Below are 505 nucleotides of genomic sequence, written 5' to 3'. Positions count from 1 at the left end.
GAGCGTGGTTGCGCCAGAATCCTCGTCCACAGTGAAGCTGTCAGAGATCGCCACTGGCGCGTCATTCACCGCGCCGACATTGAGTGTCACAGTGACGATATTGCCATCTTCGGTGCCGTCATTCACCCGATAGGTGAAGCTGTCCGTCCCATTGAAGTTGACATCCGGAACATAGGTGAAGGAGCCATCCGCATTGAAGGTGAGCGTGCCGTTGGAGACACCTGTCACCAGGCTGGCTGTGAGCGTATCGCCTTCGACATCGGTATCATTCGCCAGAACACCGTTCGTCGCATCGACGGCCAGCGTGCCGTCTTCATCGACCGCATAGCTGTCGGCGACACCAACCGGCGCGTCATTGACCGGCGTGACCGTGACCTCGATCGTGACAGTATCCGTGCCACCATTGCCATCATCGATCAGGACATCGAAGCTGTCCGTGCCGTTGAAGTCGGATGCTGGCGTATAGGTATAGCCATTCCCCGTCAGCGTGACAGAGCCATTCGCC

1 protein-coding gene is annotated in these 505 nt (G+C 58.0%); it reads right to left on the bottom strand.

The window, feature by feature from the left end; translation table 11 throughout:
- A partial coding sequence (locus ACFQDM_RS19550; protein ID WP_377380735.1) for a tandem-95 repeat protein occupies window positions 1-505 on the bottom strand: 505 nt, incomplete at both ends.

Origin of the sequence: Ponticaulis profundi (assembly GCF_042659465.1) — a bacterium.
Taxonomy (GTDB): Bacteria; Pseudomonadota; Alphaproteobacteria; order Caulobacterales; family Hyphomonadaceae; genus Ponticaulis; species Ponticaulis profundi.
This window is presented reverse-complemented; position numbering and strand designations above follow the sequence as displayed.